This is a genomic window from Streptomyces sp. 15-116A (assembly GCF_025290915.1).
Taxonomy (GTDB): domain Bacteria; phylum Actinomycetota; class Actinomycetes; order Streptomycetales; family Streptomycetaceae; genus Streptomyces.
Genome location: NZ_JAOCQE010000455.1, coordinates 1 through 2,992, shown reverse-complemented (window position 1 = coordinate 2,992; position 2,992 = coordinate 1). Strand labels below are relative to the sequence as shown.

Below are 2,992 nucleotides of genomic sequence, written 5' to 3'. Positions count from 1 at the left end.
CGAACCGCCGCTGGTCGTCGGCCCCCACGGCGTCCGGTCGCTGGAGTGCGGCGACGGCGCGCTGCCGCTGGGCCTCGGCGACCTGGCCCCCGGGCCGCCGGTCCCGCACCGGCTGCCGCTGGCCCGCGACGAGACGCTGCTGATGTGCACGGACGGAGTGACGGAGGCCCGGAACGGCCAGGGCGTCTTCTATCCGCTCGCCGACGCCGTGCGCGAGGCGGTGAAGCGGGACCCGGGGATCGCCGAACCGGCCCGCCTGGTCGACTTCGTCCGCGCCGGGACGCTGGAGCACAGCGGCGGCCGGCTCACGGACGACACCACGGTGTTCGCGGTGCGGCGCCTGCCCGCCTGACCGCTGTACGAACCCTCCCCCATGAGCAACTCCGGTGTCATGATGGTGAGTTATGGCTGAGGGGGATGGTGTGGCCGAGCAGGGGATTCGAGTACGGCTGGACGGACCCGCGAGCGAGAGCGACATCACGGCGCTGCGCAACTGGCTGGAGCGGGAGCGGCTGTTCGAGGAGCTGATACGCCGGGGCGCGCTGCGGATCGAGGAACGCCCCAGAACCGACGAGTCCGGTGCGCCCATGGGCGTGGGCATGGACATCGTCGTCCTGCTGCTCAACGCGGGGGTGGGCGTGGCACTCGCGGAGCTGCTGGAGCAGGTGAAGAAGGCGGTGGCGGCCTGGCGGGAGAACCGGCGCGCCGTCGAGCGGGGCGAGCCACCGAGCGGCTCCGTCGAACCGGTGGACGCCGACGACAGGTAGGCCGGTGAACCGCCTCGATCCGCGCGGGCTGAGGAACCGGGCGGTGCTCGTCGGTGTGGCCCGATACGACCACACGAAGCCGCCGGGCGGTGTGCCCGGCCACCTCCCGGCGGTCGAGCACAACGTCCGCCGCCTGGAGGAGGCGCTCGCCCGGGGGCAGGTGTTCGGCGCGGAGGACATCGAGGTCGTTCACTCGCCGCGGCAGGGCGAGTTCCAGACCGCGCTGTTCTCGGCCGTCGCGGAAGCCGACGGGGTGCTGCTGCTCTACTTCGCCGGCCACGGCGCCATCCCCAGTGGTGGCGAAGAGCTGTTCCTTCAGCTGCGCAATGCCCGTGTGGTCGCGGGCAGACCGGCGAAGTTCGTGGGCGCGGACCCGGTGAGCACCGTGCTGGCGACGCTGGCATCGGGCGACGCCCAGCGGATCGTGCTCATCCTGGACTGCTGCTTCGCGGGCAACGCCGGGCAGGTCTGGGAGGGCTTCTCCGACCACGACCGGGTGCTGCTCCTCACGAGCGTGCAGGCCAACCACCGTATCGACGCGGGCGATTCGACGACGCCGACGCCGTACACCGGGCAACTCGTCGAGCTGCTGAAGCAGGACGGAGAGGTCTGGTTCACGGATCTCGCCGAGCGGCTGCGGGCGCGGATGGAGAAGCACAGGACTCTGCGCGGCGACACGTGGGAGCCGCAGGACCGCGCGAAGTCCGGGGAGGACGTACTGCTCGCGGCGACCAGCCCCGCGCCGCACCCGCCGCCCTCACCGCCTCCTCCCCTTCCTCCCTCTCCGCCACCTCCTCCGCGCCCGCCCACTCTCGTCGAAAGGCTCCTGCGCTTCCTGCGCGAGCTCCCGGCCCGGCTCGGGCTGTCCGCGCTGTGGGGCCGGCCGCGCCGCATCCGGTGGCCGCGGCGCCGGACGATGACCCGGGGCGTCCTCCCGCTGGTCCTCGTCCTGATCCTGATCGCCCTCGGCGCCCGCGCCCTCACCGGCGTCCTCTCCGGCGGCGACGCCCCCTGCGCGCCCCCGCCCGAGCTGCGCGTGCTGACCGACCCGGACCTGGAGCCGACGATCCGCACCGCCGCCGACACGTATCTCACCTCCGAGGCGAACACCACCGGCGACGGCTGCCGGCGCAGCGGCGTCACCGTCTACAGCGCAGGTTCCTCGGACGTGGTCACCGCGCTGCGCACGCAGAGCGGCAGCTGGCAGGAGCCGCGCGACGAGGACACCAACCCGCAGCGGGACATCGGCCCGCAGCCGGACGTCTGGATCCCCGCCTCCCGCGCGGACGTGGCCCGGGTGGAGGAGGGGCAGGACACCGACGCGGTGGCCGTGCTGAGCCCGGACGGCGAGCCGCTCGCGTACTCCCCGGTCGTGCTGGCGGTGCCGCAGCACCTGGCCGCCGAGTTCACGCACGAGCGCACCGGCCTGCCGCTCACCGCGATGATCGACGACCTGACCGAGCGGGACGAGACGGCCGAGGTCCGCCGCCCCGACCCGGAGCACAGCGACGTGGGGCTGCTCGCCACGGTCGGCCTGTACGGCGAGGACGCCCGCGCCGCGGCCCGCGGGGAGCGCCTGGTCGCGCAGCCGGGATCGCCCTCGCCCACGGCCGCCGAGCTGCTGTGCACGCTGCCCGACGACGACGCGGTGGACAACCGCACCGCGGCGCTCGTCCCCGAGTTCCTGATGCGCAGCGGAGTCGGCTGCGACCACACCACCCGCAGCCCGCGGATGGCCCAGTACCCGCAGGACGTGCCGGGCGTGGAGCCGCTGTTCGTGCGGGTCCGCTGGCAGAACGGCGACGACGACCGCACCGCCCGCGACCGGGCGGCCGACGGTTTCCGCGACTGGCTGGCCGGTGAGGGGGGCCGCGCGGTGTTCGCCCGGGACGGGTTCCGCTCGGCGGACGGCGGGGAGCTGCTGGATCTGGCCGAGGTCGCCGACGGGGTGTTGCGGGCGCCGTCCCCGCTGGACGAGTCGGCCGGACGCCGGGCGATGGAGCGGGCGCTGACCGAGTACCGGGAGGTGGGCGGCCCGGGCCGGGTGCTGTTCCTGCTGGACAGCTCCGGCTCCATGGCCGGGCTCTGGCAGGGCCCGAGCGGCGGCCCCGGGCTGCTGCGGCAGTCGCTGGGCGGGCTCGGCGGCGAGGACGAGTACGGCGTGTGGTCGGTGGCCGGCACCGGCGAGCGCACCCAGGAGACGCTGCTGCCGCTCGCCTCGCACC

At 74.6% G+C, this 2,992-nt stretch carries 3 protein-coding genes; all 3 read left to right on the top strand.

The annotated features are described in order from the left end of the window. Window positions 1-352 (top strand): PP2C family protein-serine/threonine phosphatase (locus tag N4P33_RS34265; RefSeq protein WP_260830827.1); only part of this gene is annotated, 352 nt, incomplete at its 5' end. Between the two features lie 52 nt (window positions 353-404). Next, the gene (locus tag N4P33_RS34260; RefSeq protein WP_260830826.1) at window positions 405-767 is read left to right on the top strand and encodes an effector-associated constant component EACC1; all 363 of its coding nucleotides are present in this window, start codon (window positions 405-407) and stop codon (window positions 765-767) included. 4 nt (window positions 768-771) lie between these two features. Continuing rightward, on the top strand, window positions 772-2,992 hold a 2,221-nt coding region (locus N4P33_RS34255), incomplete at its 3' end, for a substrate-binding domain-containing protein (protein ID WP_260830825.1).